Origin of the sequence: Pseudoalteromonas sp. SG41-1 (genome assembly GCF_014164575.1) — a bacterium.
Taxonomy (GTDB): Bacteria; Pseudomonadota; Gammaproteobacteria; order Enterobacterales; family Alteromonadaceae; genus Pseudoalteromonas; species Pseudoalteromonas rhizosphaerae.
In genome coordinates this window covers 1-21,596 of the sequence record NZ_JACJFL010000011.1, presented here as the reverse complement: position 1 = coordinate 21,596, position 21,596 = coordinate 1, and the positions used below count along the sequence as shown (strand labels likewise).

Genomic DNA, 21,596 nt, shown 5'->3' with positions numbered 1-21,596 from the left:
GCCACGCGATCGCGTGGCTTTACAAAGTAAATAATAAAATTGTTTTCTTTTTATTAATTTAATGGAATAATATATTCCATTGATTGGTTTGAAATTGGGATAATAAATGAGTGCACAATACACCTTGCTAGATTGGCTCGTATTCGCAAGCTACGGAGCAATTTTATTACTCAGTGGTTGGTGGTTTAACCGTAAGCGCGCCAACTCAAGTAAAGACTTCTTTTTAGGCGGTAATAGTATGCCGACCTGGATGGTGGCTATTTCGGTATTAGCTACTTCACAGTCTGCTGCCACTTTTATTGGTGGACCTGATCAGGGTTATCAAGGTGATTTATCGTATTTAGCGACGAACATTGGCGCATTCATAGCTGCATTTATTGTTTCTATTTTTCTGATCCCTAAGTTTTATCAACAAAAAGTGTACACCGTTTATGAACTGCTTGAAAAGCGCATAGGGCCAAAAGCTAAACGCCGCAGCGGCTTAATGTATTTATTTGGCCGAGTGTTTGCCAGTGGCGCACGTCTATATATGGCCGCGATTGCAGTAGCGATGATTTTATACGGTAATATAGCCGCAGAAAGTGTGATTATAGCGACTTTGCTATTAGCACTTGTGGGTTTGTTGTATACCGTATTTGGTGGTATTCGCAGTGTAATTTATTCTGATGTGCTGCAAAGTGTCGTATATGTCAGTGCTGCGATTGCCGTTATCTGGTGTTTGTTGGTACTGATCCCCGCTGATTTTTCAACTATTTTAGCAACCTTAAATGAGCCAACCCCCGGTGCTGATTCAAAGCTGGCAATTTTCAAATTTGATTTAGATTTTGGCCCAAGTGGAGTGTTCAATATGGCGTCGGTATTAACCGGCTTTGTGTTACTTAACATTGCCGCCTTTGGTCTTGATCAAGATATGACACAGCGTCTACTGACGTGTAAGAGTGACAAAGAAGGCAGTAAAGCATTACTACTTTCTATCGTGATGGTTATTCCCGTGATGTTGGTATTTATCTTTATTGGTTTATTACTTTATATCGTTTATCAGCAGCCAGCATTAATGAACAGTGACGGTGCGCAAGTCGTACAAGAATTTAATGGTGAAAAAATCACTATTTTTATGTACTACGTACTTAATGAGGCCCCTGCTGGTGTTAAAGGTTTAGTTAGCGTCGGTATCATTGCCGCGGCCATTTCAACATTAAACTCCGGTTTAAGCTCGATGTCGTCGGTCATTGTACAAGATTTATATCGACCTTATTTAGCAGCTAAAAATAAGCAAGTTGCCGATAACCATTTTGTTAAAGCTGGGCGTATTGGCATGGCGGTTGTGAGCCTATCATTAGCATTAATGGCCATAGTTTGTTATTTCTGGCAGCAATACAGTGATATGCCGCTTCTTAAGTTTGCGCTGAGTGTCATGGTGTTTTCGTACAGTGGTTTACTGGGCGTGTATTTTACAACACTATTTACTAAACGTGGCAGTGAAGGCTCAGTATTGGCGGCGTTAATTGTCGGCTTTATGATCACTTTATTCATGCAACCATACATCATTGATTGGTTATTGCCGGCAGCAGATCGCTTCTATTTAGGCTTTACTTGGCAGTTATGTATTGGTACTGCGTTGTCGACTTTAGTGTGTTGTTTAGGTAAACCTCAACTTGCCCAGCGCGGCCAGTCAGCTGTAGGAGCCCAATAGGCATGAACATTGACTATATACTGGCTATTGATGGCGGGGGCACCAAAACGCTGGCGAAATTAGTGAATTTACATAGCGCTGAAGAATTTACTGCGAAGGCTGGTGCAGCCTCAGTTTATAACGATTTTAATACGGCGCTTACTAGTTTACAGCAAGTGATCACTAGCGTATGTGCACAAAGTGGCGCTAAGCATAGCCAAATTTTGGCGGTAATGGGACTTGCGGGCGGCTCGTCTAAAGTGTTGGCTGAGCGAGTAACTGCAAGCTTACAGCTAGACTGTGATATTAAATTTGCGCAATTGAGTATTGTAAGTGATGCAATCACCTCATTATATGGTGCAAATCTAGGTCAGCCAGTTGCAATGTTAGCGTTAGGAACGGGCGCTGTAGCAGCAAGATTATCCGCTGATGGAGAAACAAAATTAATTGGCGGCTGGGGTTTTTCGGTTGATGATTTTGGCGGTGGTGCGCGCTTAGGGTTAAGTGCTGTGCAATGCTTGTTAGATGAAATAGACCGCTTTGAGCAACCTAAAAGCCTGCTAACGCAACAGCTGAGTGAACAAGTTGGCCGTGAGCGAGAACAAATATCAAGTTGGTTAATGAAGGCCAAAGCGTTAGATTATGCGCGTTTTAGTCCTTTAATCTTTAGTTTAAAAACACAGTGTATAATAGCCGATACGGTGCTTAGTGAGCATGTTCGACAAGTCGAGAGATTGATTGAAAAATGTCGTGGTCAGAGCCAGTTACCAGTCATAATTATTGGCGGTTTAGCGGACGTAACCATTGCATTATTAAATGAAAATACACAACTGAATTTATCTCCCCGTCAAGGGGATTCGTTAGCCGGTGCGGTGATTTTAGCCAGCGACCGCATTAAACAAATTGAATACACAAGGATTACACAATGAGCCCTGAGTCTAATTTTAATCAGCAGCGTGCACTTTTAGAAGAGCTGAACGGGATTGTGTCAGAAGGACAAAACTTAGATACGTTGGATATAGATTTACTCGATAGTCGCGAAATTTTAACCAAAATAAATTTGGAAGATCAAAAAGTTGCCGCTGCTGTAAAGTTAGTGATCCCAGAGATAGCCAAAGCGGTCGATCATATTGTAACGGCATTTAAGCAAGGCGGTCGTTTAATTTATATTGGTGCCGGCACCAGTGGTCGCTTAGGTATTTTAGATGCTGTGGAATGCGCGCCAACTTACAGTGTCAGCGATCAACAAGTAATGGGAATAATTGCTGGTGGCGAAACGGCTTTTAAAAAAGCAGTTGAAGGTGCCGAAGATAGCTTAAAATTAGGCGTAGAAGATCTTAAAGCCGTTAATCTACAAGCTAAAGATGTCGTGGTAGGGATTGCCGCTAGTGGCCGTACACCTTATGTGCGAGCAGCCATTGAGTATGCAAAATCAATAGGATGTATCACCGTTGGAGTAACCTGTAATCCTAACTCCGCGGTAATGAAACTACCTGATATTGGTATTTGCCCGGTAGTTGGCGCTGAAGCGGTAACTGGTTCAACACGTATGAAATCGGGTACTGCACAAAAGTTAGTATTAAATATGCTCAGCACAGCCAGTATGATCCGCACCGGTAAAGTCTATAAAAACTTGATGGTTGATGTGAATGCCAGCAATGAAAAGCTGCATGCTCGTGCGATCCGCATCGTAATGCAAGCAACCGATTGCACTCATCAGCAAGGAGTCGATGCGCTTGCCCAAGCAAAACAAAGTGCTAAATTGGCTATTTTAATCATCTTAACAGGCAAAGATGCCGCCCAAGCTGAGCAAATGTTAACCCAAGCGGATGGTTTTTTACGAAAAGCGGTGGAACTATAAATGTTAATTAGATTATTGGTTATATTACAATGCCTAATTTTGAGCGCATGCGCCCACAACAGCACCGACGATGCAATCTTAACTGATACACCGCAAGTAAATTTAAGTGTTGGCACTTTACAATATCAACAGTACCTACCACAACTTGAGGGCAAACGAGTTGGCTTAGTCGTTAATCAAACTTCACAAGTTAATGACACCCATATAGTCGACTTACTGCGTGATAAAGGCGTGAATGTTACTAAAATATTTGCCCCTGAACATGGTTTTCGTGGCGACCACGATGCCGGCGCGCATGTAAAAAGTACGGTGGATACAAAGACCGGTATTGATGTGGTGTCTATTTACGGCAGTAATAAAAAGCCAGATACCACTGTATTAAGCGAATTAGACGTGATTATTTTTGATATTCAAGATGTTGGTGTGCGTTTTTACACTTATATCAGCTCAATGCATTACATGATGGAAGCTGCTGCTGAGAATAACATTGATTTTATTGTACTTGATAGGCCAAACCCGAATATTGCTTATGTTGATGGGCCAGTTTTAGATTTAAAATTTCAGTCTTTCGTTGGCATGCATGAAATTCCTGTATTACATGGTATGACAGTGGGTGAGCTGGCAAAAATGATCAAAGGTGAAGGGTGGATAAATAAAGCTTCGTCACTAAACTTGACGGTTGTTCCTGTGGCGCATTATCGCCGCGATATGACGTATAGTTTACCTGTTCAGCCAAGCCCTAATTTACCAAATGATCAGTCAATTGCGTTGTATCCATCATTATGCTTTTTTGAAGCAACACCAATTACAATTGGCCGTGGTACAGACTTTCCATTTCAAGTGATAGGTTATTCACCGATTGCGTTAGGGGAGTTTAGTTTTACTCCGCGCGCTATTGAGGGAGCATCAATGAACCCTAAATTTAAAGGGATAGAGGTGCAAGGTCTTGATTTACGCGACAGTACAATCAAAGGACTAGATTTAAGTTTATTTATTACAGCCTACAAAACTTTTACGCAAAACGAGCAAACGTTCTTTGAACGTGCAGGCTTTATGGATAAACTTGCAGGCACTGATAAGCTGCGTTTAGCTATCGAAGCCGGCCAAACAGAGCTGCAAATCAAACAAAGCTGGCAACAAGATCTAGCTCGCTTTAAACAGCAACGCGCAGCATACTTGTTATATCAATAAGACTATTTTTATTTATAAAACCTTAAAACGCAGCTCTGGCTGCGTTTTTTTATTGCGCTTAGAAAAGTTCAACTGTATGTTCTATAAATAAAATTTAAAGGAATAATAATGAAAAAAGACATTTGGTATAAAAAGCCGGAAATGATAGTTGCTTTTTCAGCGTTATTGATAAGCGTTGTTACAACAATAATAGGTATTTACTCAACGATGATTGATCGCTCTTATGCAAGGGCTTCGGTTTGGCCGAGAGTTGAGTTGTATAGGAGTTTTTCACCTAAGGATGAGCTATTTAGTTACGGTATAATGAATAACGGCACAGGTCCGGCAATTATTAAGTATGTCAAAGTAATCTATAATGAGAAGCCCATTAAGAAATGGTCTGATTTTATAGCTGCAACGAACTTAGTTCAATCACATATCGGTACACGTATTCTACCAAGTCAAGCGAATTTTAGTGCGGTTTCCATAAAAGATAAGGCTTATTTAACAGAAATTCTTAAAATGGATGAACAGGTTGCAATCGAGCTGTGCTATTGCTCTATTTATGACGAATGTTGGCTGGTTGATAGAAGTAATCAACCAATAGAAATAGCACAATGTGAAATTAGCGACGAACAGCGATTTATGCAGTAATACGCGTATTTTTGGAATAAAAAAGGCCACAATTGTGGCCTTGCCATGGATGGGGAAATAAGCGCCCATTGAGCGCTTACTTTAATCCATAAGATTAAAACTTAAAGTTAAACGATAGCTGTAATCTTCGAGAGTCATAGTAATTACGAGCTTCACCAAATGTTTCAGAAGTTACATATGGGTTATTATTGTAACCTGTTTGGCGGTTAAATACGTTGAATAAATCCGCGCGGAACTGCATGTCAAAGTCACCAGCAACTTTAAAGTCTTGCGTATAGTTTAAGTCTAGTTGCCAATGACTAGCACTTCGGCGGCTACCTGCAGGCTCGCTATAACGGCTAGTACCACTTGAATAACCATAGATAGACCCATCCCAAGCTTCCCATGGTTTACCTGATTGAAATACGAAATAGGCACCAACATTTGCTTGCCAAGGAACCGTATAGTAACCGTATACTTTTAACAGGTGAGGTTTATCACCTGAGAGTGTGCCATAACGATAATCCCACGGATAACGACCGCGACCATCACCATAGTTTGATGACCCGACAAAGGTATTCGCATCATTGGTTGCTGTAGTGTTATCTTGGTCAAAGTTACCATAGTAGTGACTCCACACATATGAAGCGTTTACATAGCTATTCTCACCCAAGTATTCGGCTTCAATACTCGCTTCCCAGTATTTTGTTTCGCCGCCATCAACCTCTGCAATTACATAAGATGAACCACCAATTTCGTCACGAATATCAGCTAAGTTAGCTACATATAAGCCTTTATCTGCAATGTGTTGTGGTACACCTTCAGCATCAACGCCAGAGTAATCAGTCAGGCGTGCATCATTGGGCATATCTTCCCAAAAATGATTACCTTTACGGTGGCGAACATGAGCACGTAGCACTAAATCACTGCCAACATACTTAGTAGTACCTAAAGTAAATTCTGTGATTCGACGAGGCGTTAAATTATCATCAAATACTTTACCCGATGAGCCTTGACGTGGTTCTGCGTAAAATGCGTTACCAGCTTCGTCAAATTCCACTTCAATTTCTGCACGGGTATTACGATCCCACGATGCCGCACGTGCCAGTGAGCTAGCTTCAGGGTTATAGATTGAAAAGTTTGCAAATACAGAATCTTCTTCAGCATAGTTCCACGTAGCCCCTAAACGAGGTTGGATCATATCTGACCAATCCGTTTGGTGCATTTCGTATTTATTTCCCGGCGCTAATTCATATCCAGAGATAGTGCCTGATTTTTCACGTAAACCTTGACCATATAGGGTATCTTGGCTTATTAATACACCTACGTTATAGGTCCAATTGCCATATTCAATGCTATCGTTGATTTCGAAGTTAATGGTTTTAGTTTCAGATATAATGGCTGATACAGCCTCTGAACTATCGCCAACTAAACTCATTTGCTGCACGTAGGCGCGATAGTAAACTGGTGCAGTACTGCCTTCAGCCAAGCTTTCATCTAGACCGCCAACATATGAAATGCTTCCCCAACCATTCGAAAAGCGTGAAAGTTCTTCTTTCCCTTTTTTCCACTCAGCACCAATATGTAATGTGTGATAACTATCACCCCAATCAAACTCGTGATCTAAGTTGATCTCCAATGAATCACGGAAGAAATCTTGGTTATCATATTGATTAAATGCACCAATACCACCACCACCTTTGATTTGGCCATCTTCAGTATAACCATATTGGTTTATAAGCGAATTTGCGCCAGCGTTGTACGCAGCAATTTGCGCTGGCGTGTAGTTTGCATCGTCCTCTAACATGCTAGGTACTGAGAAGTAACCCATTTGATCTAAATTACTAAGATCTAACTGGCCGGACAATGAAGGTATAACGCTTAGCTCTGTATCAGGTTTTGAACCACTTTCATTTTCAAATTTACTATATTGGAATGACAGTGTGGTTGCTGAGCCTAAAATCCATGAACCATCTAATGTGAAAATATCATAATTTGTTTGTGCGCCAACAGATACGCTATCTGTTTCATAAGCGCCGATTGAGCCACCTTCGAGAGTTTCTTCTGATGAGCGCTGTGAAATATTTAGTAGAATATCATCGGTCGGAGCCCAGGTTAATTTACCAAAAAATTCGTCACGGATACTTTCATAATCTTTTGCAGGACCATAGGCAGTATCTTTATTTTCTCGCGTTACTTCGGGGCGATAATATGAAGTATAAAAATACAATGTATCTTCAATCAGTGGGCCACTTAAACTTGCAGTTAACCAACTCTTATCAAGTTCATAGTTTTCAGATCCGGTTGGTGTAGCGACAAAGGTTTTTGGTTGTACTTTGTACTCAACATTACCGTGGAAATCTTCAGTACCAGATTTTGATACGGTATTAATTGAAAATCCACCAGAACGATTAAAGCCAACCGCTTTTGCACCACCTCTGTCCATGGTAACAAATTCAACGTCATGAGTTGATGGTGCTGAAGCTAAGTTACCAAACATAGGTAAAGAAACATCTACACCATCAAAACCATATGAGTTATCAACACCTGATCCACCGGCTGATGGACCTAGTGTTGAGTTTTGTGAAAGCTCAATACCAGGAACGAGTTTAAGTAAGTCGCGGTAATCTTGGCCAACAGGTACACCTTCAATTGCTTTTTTACCTAATGAGTTACTCAGTGATGAGTTACCTTGGCGAAATAGTTTACTGCCTGTCACAGTAATTACTTCAACATTATCTTTTTTACCGCCAAGTACAACATTTGCATTTGAAGTTTGTTCTAGCAGTACATCTACAAGCATCGTTTGTGTAACGCCGTTACTGTCTTCAAAAGTCAGCTCGTAAGTGCCAGGCTTTAACTGCGGTAAATCATATGAGCCGTCTTCTTTAGTTGTTACGGTACGTGCTTTTGGCATGACGTTACTACGAGCTGTGACAGTGATACCCGCTAGCGATTGGTTTGTTTGATCTGTAATCACTTTACCTTTGATACTACCGTTTAAATTCGCGAATGCAGGAGCGCTTGCTAGCGAGGCAGCTATTATAGCGGTGGTTATTGCAGTTTTTGGCACTCGCAGAGCGCGATGTGTGGCCTGCGCTAACGAGCTTATAGTGAAGGTTGGTACCTGTTTTTTCATTGTTTTTCCCGTCCTTATTATAATTAACTTATAGCTCTGAACTTTGTTGATTCCCCAAACAGAGTTATAAACTTTGATCAATTGTTGCTATTCCATTAAACATGCGTTGCCATTAATGGTCAAGAATAAACTCTTCCTTATTTGTGTTGCATCTATAAATAAAATATATAAAAACTGGTTTCGTTATATTTTTTGTCAATATAAGCGTAAGGCTGGGGGAGTGTTTTCGCGATTTTTAGCGCAGTTAATCATATTTAATATATTGAAATGACATGTTTTTGTGTTTTTCATTCTAAAGAAGGAGGATTTTTTATTGAGTTGGAACAATACTGTTGGAGTTACAATAATAATTATTGTTTATGAACTAAAAAATTTTGGTTGGCATGGAATAAAGAAATAATTTATAAATTAGCAAACGAGAGATAGGTTATTATTGCACGGCTGTTGTTAAAGTGGTTTTTATAATAAGAAAGGCCACAATAGTGGCCTTAATTCTTTAGGATGTCGTTGGTTAGTGATTTCTAAATTCACCAACAACGTCATTTGAATGCTCTAGTAATTTACGACCTTGACGACTCGATTGCGTTAAAGCGATAAATAGAATATCAATAACAAAGTCTTGCGCAGTACGGGCAAGTATCGATGATAAACGGACTGACTCTTCTTCTGCCACAGAGTAAAGCCTAACATTGGCTTGATCAGCAACAGGGTTACTACCAAATTTAGTGACAGAGATCACGTAACTGTCGTTTTTCTTAGCCTGCTTTACCACTTCAGCGATTTCTCTGGTAACACCCGATTCACTGATCGCAATAACTAAGTCGCCTTTTGCAAAGGTTGATACATAGGCGAGTTGCGCATGACCATCAGGTTCAGCTATTGCAGGCATGCCTAACTTTTGCAACTTATAGGAAAAGTCTTTAGCCACCAGAGCTGAGCCCCCTAAGCCACAAATTAAAATTCGTTTAGCTGATTTTAACAAGCTAACAGCTTGTTCAATGGCTAGCGCTTCATTGAGGTTTTTTGTTTCAGTAAGCACAGCAAGTTTACTACTGAGTAGCTTTTCTGCTATTTGCTCTAGTGAATCACTTAAGGTGATTTTACCATGCAGTTTTGGTTCTGATGTTTCATCATTGAGTGCATCAATGACAGCCAGCTTAAATGCTGGAAAGCCTTTGTAGCCCAGTTTTTGCGAAAATTTTACAACGCTTGACTGGCTCACGCCGACAACTTTAGCCAGCTCTACAGACGAAAGATTACGAATAGCATTAGCTGAGTTCAATGTGAAGTCGGCTAGCTTAGCTTCGCTGCTCGATAGGGACTGACGTAAGGCTTTAATTTTTACAAATGTAGACATACTACCCGCTTATTTTTATATTTGGCGTATTTATAGCATTAATCGAAATAAATTTGTACTTATTCTAGGTTCAAATGTAACCATCTTTGTTTTTACTCTTGTTCCTAGGCGTACAAAAAATAAATTATTCCCAATAGCCGCAATTAAGTTTTGGAATATTGTTTAAGAATAATTGGAATAATATAGTTTTAATTATCTAATTTTACAACACCAATAGCACGAACTAACAGATTTATTTGCTAGTCGCTTGGGCACTGTTTTTATGGTGGGATAAAATATCTTTATTTAATTTACTTGTTGAAATAAATTATTTACAAATCATTTTACTGTGATAGGGTTTGGTTTATACAACTCAAATCGAGTTGTCCAAACTATAATAACAATATGAGAACTGGGTTTATTTAATGTATTGTTTACTAAAAGCACATACCGCTAATCGTGGTTTTGGGATTGCGCTTATTTACTTTGATCAGCAATGAGAAGGCTATGACGTTTTTATCTTGGTTTAAAAAACTTTGTTTAGTTACAACTGCCGCACTTTTGACTAGTTGCGCTTCAACACCTTACGAGTTTACACAATCTGCCAATTACAGTCATCGTGTTAAGTTTTTAGTCATGCATTACACCGCTATTGATTTTGAAAAATCGATGCGTGCTTTAGTCGATGAAGGTGGTTTAAGTGCTCATTATTTATTACCAGAGTTAAATGATCCTAGCTACCCTGAGGATGAATTAAAAGTAATTCAACTAGTTGATGAACATGATAGGGCGTGGCATGCCGGGACAAGCTTTTGGCAAGGCCGTGAAGATTTAAATGATCAATCAATTGGTATCGAAATTGTTAACGTACCAAGCTGTCACTATCCTGAAGTTAAACCTGATGAGCAAATGGAAAATGACGCCTCAAAACTGTGTATTTTCCCCGATTTTGACCCTAAACAAATAGCGTTATTGATTGAGCTCAGTAAAGGTATTTTAGCCCGTAACCCTGATATTGGCCCAACTCAAGTTGTAGGCCACTCTGATATAGCGCCTACACGAAAAAACGATCCAGGTCCGCGCTTTCCATGGTATCAATTGTACCAAGCTGGTATTGGTGCATGGTATGACAGTGACACGGTTGATAAATATTGGCAGCAATTTAGTTTAGTTAAACCATCCATTAGTTTAATGCAAAAAGCGTTACGTGGTTATGGTTATGATGTACACGTGACTAATCAACTTGATCCACAAACCCTTGATACATTAAGTGCCTTTCAAATGCACTTTTTACCTTGGCATGTAAGCGGTAATGCAGATGCGCGCAGCGCTGCGGTATTGTTTGCTTTGATGCAGAAGTACTTTCCGAAAAAAGCAGCTAAGTTAATGTTGCAATATCAACAACAGCAACTTGCCCCAGAACCGATTATTAAGCCTTTAGCAAATGCGCAGGTTGTGCTGCAGGTACCAAATCCTAATCCAAGTTCTCGGGCACTGGTTAATGACCGTGGTACATTTAAAGCTTATAAAGGCCGAGGCGAAATTATCATTGAAACTAACACCGCAACGAGCGCGGATATTTTTATCAATGGTGAAAAAATAAATATTGCTCAGCCACTTATGGCAAATAATAGCTACAAATACAGCTTATCTAAACGGACTCACAACGGCACAAATACGTTCAAGGTTGAAAATGTGCAGCCTGAAGGGGCAAGTTTAACATTACGTTTTTCTTACCCAACTTTAGTAACTAAGCCCGTAAAGTCAGTGCAGTTTAATAACGTGGATAAATTGATCAACGAAGAAGTCGCGGCAGGATTTCCCGGTGCCGTACTGGCAGTGATCAAAGATGGTAAGTTAATTAAATTAAGCCACTATGGCGATGCTAAAAAATACCTTGCTGATGGCTCATTATTAGAGCAGCCACAGCAGATGAAAAGCGATACATTATTTGATATTGCCTCTAATTCAAAAATGTTTGCCACAAATTTAGCGTTAATGAAATTAGCCAGTGAAGGTAAAGTTGATGTAGAAAAACCGCTATTTTATTACTTACCTGAGTTTCGTGGGGCGGGCCGTGAGCAGCGGTTAGTCAAAGATTTACTGACCCACAGTGCAGGTTATCCAGCGGTAGTTGATTTTCATCGTAAAGATAATAAGTTTGGTGAGCGATTCTTTTCACAAAATAGCTTACGTACTAAAAACTTATTACTGACAGGCGTGCCATTTGTTGCGGGTCGTAGCGTTAAACATTTATATTCAGATATTGATTACATGTTACTCGGTGTATTAGTGGAGCGACTTTCCGGGCAGTCGCTGGATAATTATGTTGAAGGGCAAATTTATCAACCGCTTGGTTTAACCCACACCGTTTATAATCCATTGCAAAAGGGCTTTATAAAAAACCAAATAGCTGCCACTGAGTTAATGGGAAACACTCGTGACGGACGGATCAGCTTTGATAATGTTCGTACCGACGTTTTACAAGGACAAGTACATGACGAAAAAGCATTTTATTCCTTAGGTGGGGTCGCAGGTCACGCAGGACTTTTTAGTACAGGTCAAGACTTAGCTGTGCTTGCGCAGTTATTGCTGAATCGCGGTGGCTATGGTGATAAGCAAATATTTACCCCGCAAGTATTAGAGCAATTCATTGCCCCGCAAGCCAGCGATGAAAGTTATGGTTTAGGTTGGCGTCGTGCCGGTAACGGTGCTTTACAATGGCATTTTGGCCCGTACGCGAGCCCACAAGCGTATGGTCACACTGGCTGGACGGGCACGGTTACTGTGATTGATCCCGCTTATGACTTGGCGATAATTTTGCTTACCAATGCTCGCCATACCCCGATTGAAGGGAATGAAACAGATTATGAATTTATGGGGAGAAAGTTTGAAACCGGTAAATATGGCTCAATTGTTTCGCTAATTTATGAAGCAATATTAAATAAGCATTGATCTAAATGGCAGTGTTCAGCTTATCGCTAATCGATTTAAGTTGTGTTTATTGACGAACAGATTAAGCTAATGAGTTTGTTCCAGCCTTTATAACAAAGGCCTGATAATAATTAGAGTGAGTCATAGACTCACCACAAAAAAGGTTACAGTATGTCTTGGTATTCAATTTTACCGCCACTAATTGCGATTTTGATCGTATTTTGGCGCAAAGAAGTCATTATGGCGCTACTTGTCGCTGTTGCTTCTTCAGAGTTTTTGCTGGCCTTGCAAGGTAACGGTAATACACTTTTTAATACATTTATAAATACCATAGAGCGCGTGGTGAGCGTAGCAAGTTCGCCAGGTAATAGTCGTATCCTAATTTTTAGTATCTTAATCGGTGCATTACTTGCTTACATACGCGAATCGGGCGGTGTGGCTGCAACAGTAAATGTGTTGATGAACAAAGGTGTGGCAAAGAGCAAACGCCAAGTGGGTTATTTAACCATGTTTTCAGGTGTTGCGGTGTTTATAGAATCTAACTTAAGTGTACTGACTGCGGGTATTTTATCGCGGGGTTTATTCGATAAATTTAAAATGAGCCGTGCTCGCTTAGCGTACATTATTGATAGTACCAGTGCACCTGTGTGTATTTTGATTTTACTTAATGGCTGGGGGGCATACATACTTGGCTTGCTTGGTAATTATGAACTGTCAGAGTCGGCAGTCTCGGTGTTATGGGGCAGCATAGGCTATAACTTTTACGCCATCATCACCTTACTCATTGTGTTTTACACTATCTCGTTTGATAAAGTACACGGCCCGCTTAAAAAGGCTGAAGAGCAATTAGAGCACCAAAAAACAGAGCTGCAAGAAGAAGTAACAGGCACTAAAGCACGTTATATGCTGGTTCCTTTACTTACTTTAATAGGTAGCATGGTCGGCTTTATGTATTGGTCAGGTAATGGTGATATTGCCAGCGGCAGTGGCTCTAAGTCGGTATTGTATGCAACTATTTTAGCTTGCGTTGTCGCCTACTTATTAATGGTAAGCTCTCGTCAATTTACTCACCATAAACTGGTTGATATTGGCTTTAAAGGCATGGGGGAGTTATTACCGTTAGTCGCGATTGTATTACTATCATTGACTCTCGGCGCCAGTTTAAAAGATTTAGGTACTGGCACTTTTGTTGCGGGTTTAGTGGGTGATTACTTACCTATTTACTTAGTCGTACCAGTGTTGTTTGTAACCGGTGCGGTGATCTCTTTCACAACAGGCACCTCATGGGGTACATTTGCAATACTTATCCCGATTGGTGTGCCATTAATTCAAGCGCTTGGTTTACCGCCGTCATTAGTGATTGCGGCAATTTTAGGGGGCGGCGTATTTGGCGATCATTGCTCGCCAATATCAGATACCAGTGCGGTGTCGGCAATTGCCTCAGGCTGTGACTTACTTACTCACGTTAAAACGCAAATGCCGTATGCATTATTCGCGGGTGGCTTAACGTTTGTTGCTTACCTAGTTACGAGCATTATTGTGTTGTAAAGAGTTAGCGAGAGTAAAGCTAGCGAGAGTAAAGTTAGCGAGAGTAAAGTTAACGAGAAAGCCTGCAATTTTGCAGGCTTTTTTATTGCTGAATTAACTTTTTATATTTGGCAGGGGGTATTTGTAAAATAGCGTTGAACTCATTGTTTAGGTGAGATTGATCGGAAAACCCGCACTCAAGGGCGAGTTGTGCCAAGCTTAGCTGTGGGTTTGCTTTTATAAGTTGTCTGGCTTGCCTGACTCTGTAAATACGTGCTAGGTGTTTGGCAGTGATGCCACAGGTGTTTTTAACGTAGCACTCTAATTGCTGCTTACCTTTAGGAGTGTGCTCGTAAGCAGTACTTAGTGGGGTAAGATTGATTATTTTATGGATCAGTTTTTGTGTGTGCTCAATAGCCTAATGGTGTATTTTTGGTGCATTGAGGTGCGCCGACAACAAATCAATAAACGAATCTAAGTCAGCATATTGGTCAAGCGAATGATTTACCTTTTGTAAATGGGCAAGTCCAGCGGGTTTAAACCGGATCCCACAAAAAACGGAGTCAGCAGTAAACGTTATTTTTGCTGACTGTGTTGATATGGTTTGCATGAAATAGGGGAATTTAATGGTTTTCCAGCTAAATTAAGACGCCCAGATAGCAAAAATATAACGCCTTTTGCGCCATCGCAGGGGAGCCAACTCTCCCCTGAACATTGGGCGCTTGCAAACCAAACTGCTTGTACATAATCAGCGATATCGCCCGTTGGGCTGTAAATAGTTTATCGTTCATTAAACTCGACTGTCGGTTTAAACATTTTCACCATACGATTCCAGCTATTTATAGCATTAATTGCTACGGTGAGGGTCACTAAACTGGGTTGATCAAATAACTCGGCAAGCACAAGATAAAAGTCATCATCAATGTTCTGTGACAAAGTCAACTTCTCGCAAAGCGCTAATGCAGCACGTTCTTTATCGTTATAAAGTGGCGTGTCTTGCCACGCATTGAGGGCAATAATGCGGTTAATGCTCTCGCCATACTCCAGTGCTTGTTTGCTATGCATGGCTAAACAATATGCACATTGGTTTAACTGTGATGCTCTTAGTTTTAGCAGCTCCCAAATTGTCACTCCAAAGGTAGCCTCGACTTTCTGTTTGATCAGTGTTTCTTGATCAATCAAGTAGGTCATTAACTCGGGTTCGATATTAAAGTAATTCGCTCTTTTCATAATAGTTCCAAATCGATAAATAACTACTAGCTAGTTTATTGACGGATAAATAAAAAGAATTGTAAAAAAACGACTTTTTGATTTGTTTCTAGTGTAGTCGTACCTCGCTAAAGACTTGTCATACTATTACACAATAACAAAAAGGTATAAGTCGCTGATATATTAATTTACACCCTAAAATTAGCGAATTTCAATACTAATTTAGCTCTTAAGCTTTAAAAATCTCACGTCGATAATGACCTTGGTTTACTTTAATTTAACAATTAACTTTATTTGTAATACAAGTGATCCTAATATAAGTGCGCAAACGATAATTATTAACTGTTTGTACCTAAGTGCAGGATTCGCATTTTACAAAACACCATTCAAGGAATGGCATAAATTGGAGCAAAAGAATGAGCGTTATGACAACACTGATACAACGGCAAAAGACTTTGTTTTTACTTCTGTTATCTACTTGTAGCTTTGCTACATTGGCAGAAAATTGTACAACTATTCCCACCTCAGGTGGGATTTACTCTGTAATTAACCGTGGCTCTAGCTTGGCATTAGATGTAAATACGTCTGATACTAGTGGCGCACCGGATGTAATTAGCTATCAATATTGGGGTGGTGCAAACCAGAAGTTTGCTTTCACTAAAGGCAGTGATGGTTACTGGACTATTCGTTCGCAACATAATAACCAAGTACTTGATGTACTCAATTCGTCACAGTCTAATGGCGCTAATATTGTGGTGTATGACGATTGGCAAGGTGATAATCAGCGCTGGCAGCTGAAGGTGTCTTCATCGGGTGGCTTTAATATTGTTAATAAACTTACGCAAAAGTCATTAACTGTGGCGGGTTCGCAAAACGGTGCCAATGTGTATCAAAATGATGATGCGGGTGGCAGTTCACAGCGCTGGTATATCAACCCTGTTTCAGGTAGTTGTGGTAGCAGTAGTGGTGGCGGTCAAACAACAGCTGGTTTAATTGGTTTTGCAGCACAACCAGGCAGCGATGGTCTGGCGACCACCACAGGTGGCGGTAATGTATCACCGACGATTGTTACTAGCTGCAGTGCTTTAACAGCCGCATTAAACTCAACATCAACTGCGGTTATTCAAGTTCCTGACAATAAAACGATTAACTGCCATACGGCAAACCGAACTGTTGCAGCATGTCCACTCGATTGTGGCACATGGGGCGATTACGGTAAAACCTGGTATCGCTTACCGGTTGGTAACCAAAGTTGTAGTGAATTAGGTAGCAGCTCCAACAACACGGTTAACGTTACACGTAATGACTCTCGTCTTCGTGTTCGCTCAAATAAAACCCTTGAAGGATTAGGGAAAAACTCAAAAATCATCGGCGCAAGCTTAGTGATCAGTAATGATCGTAATATCATCATACGTAATATTTTACTTGAAGATATTAACCCTGCATTAGTTGAAGCCGGTGATGCTATTTCTGTTGATGACAGTAGCCACATCTGGATTGATCATATGGCGTTTAATAAAATTAGTGACGGTTATATTGATATTGGCAATAGCCAAAATGTCACTTTAAGCTGGAACCGCTTTTATGGTTATAATACGCAAGTGTGTGCTAACCAGCATTGGTATACGCATTTATTCAAAAACTCCCAAATAACGGCACATCATAACTTTTGGGATACAGCGGCAGGGCGCAACCCTAAAGTAGACGGTTATAATTCACGTGTACACATGTTTAATAACTATTGGAAAAATATTACTTATTTTGCAATTAGCGCAGGTAATGGCGCTGAAGTATTAGTAGAAAACAATTACTTTGAAAACAGTGCAAAACCACATTGGAACCAAGGCTCAGGCTACTTTAGCGCGTCAGGAAATGTGTATACTGGTGTGTCAGCAACCGATCAATATCGCGACAATGGGGCTAACATCTTTAACGATATTCAGTTATACCCATACAGTTTAGACAATGCCAATAGCTTAGGCAGTCAAGTTGATGGCGGTACAGGGCCGCAGTAATACACCCAAACCATCTAAAAATGCAAAAAGCCCTCAATTAGAGGGCTTCATCACATTGCGTGTATTAATCGTTAGATTTTACTATTAGGCACGATACGGTAAATTCCCATACCATCAATACCCAGATATAAATCGCCATTAGGGTGGGTTGCAATACTGCGCACGCGGCCAGCACCTTCAAATAGCTTGCTGTTACCCGTTACTTTATTACCATCAAGTTCAACCAATACTAAGTGTGCAAACTTCATAGCGCCAACAAGCACATGACCTTGCCACTGCGGGTATTTGCTACTTGTAACAAACTCCATCCCAGAAGGCGCGATAGAGGGCACCCACACCCAATCGGGTTGTTGCATACCTTCGCGGCTTGTTTGATCAGTAATTTTACTGCCATTATAATTAATGCCGTGAGTTACTTCTGGCCAACCGTAGTTAGCGCCTGCTTTAATAATATTGATTTCATCACCACCACGAGGGCCGTGTTCATGACTCCAAATTGCCCCCGTTTCTGGATGCATAGCCATGCCTTGTGGGTTTCTGTGGCCATAAGAGTAAATACTCTTACGTGCGTTTGGCTGATTAACAAACGGGTTTGACTTAGGGATTGTGCCATCAGCATTAATGCGGTGAATTTTTCCTGCATCATACTCTAAGCTTTGTGGGTTAACATCACGCGCGCCGCGATCACCAATCGAAAAGTACAAGTAACCGTCTTTATCAAATTCAATACGCGAGCCGTAATGTTTGCTGGTTGTGGTGTTTGGCGTGCCGTCGAACAGCAGCTGCGAGTCGACTAGTGCCATATCTTTTAAGCGCGCACGCATAATGGATGTATTGTAGCCTTCTTCATCGCCTTCATAACCTGAGTAAGAAAAGTAGATCCAGCCATTGTCTTTAAAGTTAGGATCAAGCTCGATATCTAATAAGCCGCCTTGACCTTCCGCATGCATGTTAGGCAGCCCTGCAATTTTTTGTTCTAGCAGTTTGCCATTACGAATTAGCCTAAGCTCACCAGCGCGGTCTGTTACCAATAAATCTTGCTCGTTAAGCCACGCCATTCCCCAAGGAATATTTACCCCTTGAGCAACTAATTCAAGCTGATACTTATCAGCGCTTTTAGCGACAGGGATTTCTTGTTCCGCTTGCTGCGCACACGCCTGCAAGGTAGATAAACTGACCATAGCAATAGCTAAACTGGTGTAAAAAGACGTCTTCATGATGACTCCAATTTTTTAAACACGAAGTAAATAGAGTAGCGTGTTAATAGTTTAATTGTTATTAACATTTACTAAAGTGCGATTAGTAACAGAAAAAATGAGATAGGAGGGAGTATAGAGGGGGGCAGTAAGTTGCTACTTATGATTTGCGTTGTACTGGAGATGTATTGAAGTTAGAAATAGAATATATTAACAATTTTTACAATCGTATAGGGATTTACCGTGTCAGCTCAGAGCAACTTTCAAAACAATGTAATCGAAAAAATAACAAAACAAAATGCATTGGCAGCCGCATTAGGCACAGTCTTTTGGTGTATACCCATTTTAGTGCTGTGGGTATTTATTTATGAATTAAAGCCAGCAGCAGGCGCTGTTATGCTATGGCTCAGCGGCGCGTTAATAGGTTTAGCTGTTAGGTTTCATGGTCGTGGCTATGAACGATTATTCTCTGTAATAGGTTTTGTGTCTCATGCGTGTATTGTTTTACTCGCATGGGATTTTCAAATAGTGGTCGGCGGCAATGTGCTGTCCGTTATTTTGATTGGCGTTTATGTACTCGGCGCCTGGAGCGCTGCCTATCTATCACGTATCAACATCTCAATGCATGACTATAAAGCATTTGATGCTTATTTTGCGTGCCCTGATTATCTACAACAAAAAAAGTTAAAAAACAGGTGGTTTGTTGTTCTACCTTTGTTGCTAGTGCTGACTTTTGTGGTTGGTTATATTGTTGCCATTGCGGTGCTCATTTTTCAAGATGTACAGTACATGGAAAATGAAAAAAATCAGCAAGCAGCGCGCGCAGCCGAGTTTCGCGATAAGCACATTGATACCAGCGATGAAGCGCTCGCTGCAATAAGCCAGCATAAAGCACTTACTTATGCTTTTGCTTACTATTCAGGTAGGCAGTTTGATGTCCAAGGGCGCTACTTAGGTAATTACCCGCAAGATAGCTATCAAGCGCAATTAATACTGCGTTATTTAGCAGAGCAAAAAAGCAACCCGCGCGCTCAATTTATACTAGGAAAAATACTCGATAGTAAAACAGGTGACGCACTTATCACGCAAGCAGAAGTGGGCGGCGATACCTTTGCAAGGCTTTACAGTATTTATGAATTTGGTTGTTATATGGACGCTAAAAAAGGCAGGCAGTTACTCACCAGCTTTGCTAAAAATATTGAAGAACAATCAGTAAAAATTGATATCTATGGCATGCTCAGCGATGATTTTAACGACCACTGCCAAGTGTTAGACGACACTGAATTTGATTATCGTTATATAAAAGATTACCAGTTTAAACAGTAGGTCGTCCTTTAGGGCGAAAAAGTGAATATCACCACCGAGAGCACAGAGGCGCTTCGCTACACAGAAGTTAAATATTGGAAGTAGGAGCTGGCTTTAGCCACCAAGGGTTTAACACCAGTGATAAGTTCACCACCGTAGGCGCTAAGCTTGCTGGCGCGCGTGGTTTGGTTGGCTAAAGTGCAACGATAAAATCAATGGGGCGTTTAAATTGTAGGTCGCCCTTTAGGGCGAGAAAGTGAATATCACCACCGAGAGCACAGAGGCGCTTCGCTACACAGAAGTTAAATATTGGAAGTAGGAGCTGGCTTTAGCCACGAAGGGTTTAACACCAGTGATAAGTTCACCACCGTAGGCGCTAAGCTTGCTGGCGCGTGTGGCTATGGCTTCGTGCGGCGGGCGACGAACTACGGAACAATCCTAGTACCTAGTCACTTCCTAGAGCCTAGCCACTTTATATTTTAGGTCGCCCTTTAGGGAGAAAAAGTGAATATCACCACCGAGAGCACAGAGGGGCTTCGCTGCACAGAAGTTAAATATTGGAAGTAGGAGCTGGCTTTAGCCACGAAGGGTTTAACACCAGTGATAAGCTCACCAGCGTAGGCGCTAAGCTTGCTGGCGCGCGTGGTTTGGTTGGCTAAAGTGCAACGATAAAACCAATGGGGGCGTTTAAATTGTCGTCCTTTAGGGCGAAAAAAGTGAATTTCACCACCGACAGCACAGAGGCGCTTCGCCACACTGAGGTTAGTTATTGTTGTAGGAGCTGGCTTCAGCCGCGAAGGGTTTAACTCCAATGTAAGGGTTAACCACCGTAGGCGCTGAGCTTGCTGGCGCGTGTGGCTATGGCTTCGTGCGGCGGGCGACGAACTACGGAACAATCCTAGTACCTAGTCACTTCCTAGAGCCTAGCCACTTTATATTTTAGGTCGCCCTTTAGGGCGAAAAAAGTGAATTTTCACCACTGAGAACACAGAGGCGCTGCGCTACACAGAGGTTAAATATTGGAAGTAGGAGCTGGCTTTAGCCGCGAATGATTTAACACCAATGTTAGGGTTAACCACCGTAGGCGCTGAGCTTGCTAACTCTTGTCGGGATAAATCCTCGACCTACATTAAAAACCTTATTCAAGGTTTTTGCCAGATTGCTGGCGGCAACCAAGGGGCGGCTGCCGCCGGTCGCCCCTTGGAACCCCACGGCGCCCCGAGCATCACGCTTAACCCTTCAATGCGTAATTGATGTGAACGTAAACGGCGAAGATAGGCCATCCATGGCCTAGTTTCGCCTTATCGCGCCTCCATGCGCGATATTACTCATCAATTACTTATTTTCAGGGCGTGATGACGGGGGAAGGGTGTTAAACGTGAGATTGGAGTTTGGTCTTGGCTGGGTGCAAGACCTTGATCCTGTAAATGTGGCGCTGCACATGAACCCGCGAATTCTTATAATGTTTTATTCATAACCGGAGTTTTTCAAGTTAGTTGTCGCATCAAGTTAAATTTTATGCCGCCCGCACTTCTTCTTTTTTCTCTGGATTCAAATTTACTTCATTGATCATTGTCCAATTTCGAGACTTTCCTGACC

The 21,596-nt window shown here is 41.2% G+C and carries 14 protein-coding genes; 9 read left to right on the top strand and 5 right to left on the bottom strand.

Translation table 11 applies throughout. The features are described 5' to 3' along the window. Positions 1 to 106 precede the first annotated feature (106 nt). The 5 genes from H5203_RS08965 (at position 107) to H5203_RS08945 (ending at position 5,357) form a co-directional block, all read left to right on the top strand. Entirely contained in the window at positions 107 to 1,693 is a 1,587-nt protein-coding gene (locus tag H5203_RS08965; RefSeq protein ID WP_145240857.1) for a sodium:solute symporter, read from the top strand. Positions 1,694 to 1,695: 2 nt separating this feature from the next. Further along, entirely contained in the window at positions 1,696 to 2,601 is a 906-nt protein-coding gene (locus H5203_RS08960) for a BadF/BadG/BcrA/BcrD ATPase family protein (protein ID WP_182819621.1), read from the top strand. Beyond that, the gene (gene murQ, locus H5203_RS08955; protein ID WP_145240861.1) at positions 2,598 to 3,533 is read left to right on the top strand and encodes an N-acetylmuramic acid 6-phosphate etherase; all 936 of its coding nucleotides are present in this window, start codon (positions 2,598 to 2,600) and stop codon (positions 3,531 to 3,533) included. Before H5203_RS08960 ends, murQ begins: the two co-directional genes overlap by 4 nt. Next, positions 3,534 to 4,724, top strand: a complete 1,191-nt coding sequence (locus H5203_RS08950; protein ID WP_182819620.1) for an exo-beta-N-acetylmuramidase NamZ domain-containing protein — start codon at positions 3,534 to 3,536, stop codon at positions 4,722 to 4,724. It abuts the gene before it with no gap. Positions 4,725 to 4,832: 108 nt separating this feature from the next. After that, positions 4,833 to 5,357, top strand: a complete 525-nt coding sequence (locus tag H5203_RS08945) for a hypothetical protein (protein WP_182819619.1) — start codon at positions 4,833 to 4,835, stop codon at positions 5,355 to 5,357. 94 nt (positions 5,358 to 5,451) lie between these two features. Here H5203_RS08945 and H5203_RS08940 read toward each other — a convergent pair whose 3' ends face one another. Then, positions 5,452 to 8,475 (bottom strand): carboxypeptidase regulatory-like domain-containing protein, encoded by a 3,024-nt coding sequence (locus H5203_RS08940; protein WP_182819618.1) that lies wholly within the window; start codon positions 8,473 to 8,475, stop codon positions 5,452 to 5,454. Between the two features lie 511 nt (positions 8,476 to 8,986). Then, the gene (locus H5203_RS08935) at positions 8,987 to 9,832 is read right to left on the bottom strand and encodes a MurR/RpiR family transcriptional regulator (protein WP_145240869.1); all 846 of its coding nucleotides are present in this window, start codon (positions 9,830 to 9,832) and stop codon (positions 8,987 to 8,989) included. A 486-nt stretch (positions 9,833 to 10,318) separates the two neighbouring features. On the opposite strand from H5203_RS08935, the gene pbp4b reads away from it, so the two are divergent. After that, positions 10,319 to 12,766, top strand: a complete 2,448-nt coding sequence (gene pbp4b, locus H5203_RS08930) for a penicillin binding protein PBP4B (RefSeq protein WP_182819617.1) — start codon at positions 10,319 to 10,321, stop codon at positions 12,764 to 12,766. A gap of 150 nt (positions 12,767 to 12,916) precedes the next feature. Continuing rightward, positions 12,917 to 14,293 carry a Na+/H+ antiporter NhaC family protein gene (locus H5203_RS08925; RefSeq protein ID WP_145240873.1) on the top strand — a complete coding sequence of 459 codons (1,377 nt, stop codon included), beginning with the start codon at positions 12,917 to 12,919 and terminating at the stop codon, positions 14,291 to 14,293. Between the two features lie 82 nt (positions 14,294 to 14,375). Here H5203_RS08925 and H5203_RS23125 read toward each other — a convergent pair whose 3' ends face one another. After that, the gene (locus H5203_RS23125; protein ID WP_310736550.1) at positions 14,376 to 14,543 is read right to left on the bottom strand and encodes a helix-turn-helix domain-containing protein; all 168 of its coding nucleotides are present in this window, start codon (positions 14,541 to 14,543) and stop codon (positions 14,376 to 14,378) included. Between the two features lie 509 nt (positions 14,544 to 15,052). Further along, entirely contained in the window at positions 15,053 to 15,502 is a 450-nt protein-coding gene (locus tag H5203_RS08915) for a carboxymuconolactone decarboxylase family protein (RefSeq protein WP_182819616.1), read from the bottom strand. Positions 15,503 to 15,906: 404 nt separating this feature from the next. On the opposite strand from H5203_RS08915, the gene H5203_RS08910 reads away from it, so the two are divergent. Next, positions 15,907 to 17,496 (top strand): RICIN domain-containing protein, encoded by a 1,590-nt coding sequence (locus H5203_RS08910; protein WP_259401928.1) that lies wholly within the window; start codon positions 15,907 to 15,909, stop codon positions 17,494 to 17,496. A 71-nt stretch (positions 17,497 to 17,567) separates the two neighbouring features. Here H5203_RS08910 and H5203_RS08905 read toward each other — a convergent pair whose 3' ends face one another. After that, the gene (locus H5203_RS08905; RefSeq protein WP_182819614.1) at positions 17,568 to 18,713 is read right to left on the bottom strand and encodes a PQQ-dependent sugar dehydrogenase; all 1,146 of its coding nucleotides are present in this window, start codon (positions 18,711 to 18,713) and stop codon (positions 17,568 to 17,570) included. A gap of 222 nt (positions 18,714 to 18,935) precedes the next feature. Here H5203_RS08905 and H5203_RS08900 point away from each other — a divergent pair, with 222 nt between their 5' ends. Next, entirely contained in the window at positions 18,936 to 20,018 is a 1,083-nt protein-coding gene (locus H5203_RS08900) for a hypothetical protein (protein WP_182819613.1), read from the top strand. Positions 20,019 to 21,596 lie beyond the last annotated feature (1,578 nt).